Below are 538 nucleotides of genomic sequence, written 5' to 3' on the forward strand. Positions count from 1 at the left end.
CCTTCATCGCCTCTGACTGCCTAGGCATCCACCGTGTACGCTTAGTCGCTTAACCTCACAACCCGAAGGTGTTTCACCTCGGTTTGTAAGTCTTGAGAGACTCAACACAGGGTACTCCTTATCTCAGTACATCTACGGAGAGATAAGTTTCAGCTGTGTCGTTTCAATTTTCAGCTTGTTCCAGATTGTTAAAGAGCAATATCTTAAACACGACTCGTGAGAGTCATCTTTAAGTTATTTTGGTTCGTCAGAACCGGTGATAATGTCTTTCACACATTATCGGAATGGCGTCCCCAAGGGGATTCGAACCCCTGTTACAGCCGTGAAAGGGCAGTGTCCTAGGCCTCTAGACGATGGGGACACGAAAATTCCGTACCAGCCCACTTTCGTGCCCTGGCACTTTTCGCATCAGCGTAAGGTTGCCCTTACTGCATCAACAGGTGCTCTTGCTCATTAATTTCATCAGACAATCTGTGTGGACACTGCACAATGCGTATCTTTAGGTAAGGAGGTGATCCAACCGCAGGTTCCCCTACGG

The 538-nt window shown here is 48.0% G+C and carries 1 tRNA gene; it reads right to left on the reverse strand.

The annotated features are described in order from the left end of the window. Nucleotides 1–285: 285 nt before the first annotated feature. Nucleotides 286–361, reverse strand: a tRNA-Glu gene (locus SBO83_RS21405). Nucleotides 362–538 lie beyond the last annotated feature (177 nt).

The organism is Ewingella allii, from assembly GCF_044430645.1.
GTDB lineage: Bacteria > Pseudomonadota > Gammaproteobacteria > Enterobacterales > Enterobacteriaceae > Ewingella > Ewingella allii.